The 233-nt window shown below is 46.4% G+C and carries 1 pseudogene; it reads left to right on the top strand.

Going from position 1 to position 233, the window contains the following annotated elements:
- Positions 1-233 (top strand): annotated as a pseudogene (locus tag SB775_RS34110) (YwgA family protein); the annotation flags it as partial.

The raw sequence follows: 233 nt of genomic DNA, 5'->3' as shown, positions 1-233 counted from the left end.
GCCCCTATTCAGAGGAGTTGACGCTCAGAATTGAAGAGCTGTGCAACCTTGGATTCTTGGACGAAATGAAGGAAAAAAAGGGCGGATACTATCAATATCGCTATTCGCTGACGGACAATGGGAAAGAGTTTCTCGATCAGTGTGAAGTGGACATGCCTGACCTCAAAGTGCTGACGAAGCAGATGAACGAGCAATCGTCTCGTTTCCTTGAGCTCGTCTCAACGATTTTATAC

It is taken from the genome of Peribacillus sp. SIMBA_075, assembly GCF_046534585.1.
The sequence above is the reverse complement of the archived record's forward strand: the minus strand, read 5'-3'. Positions and strand labels throughout refer to the sequence as shown.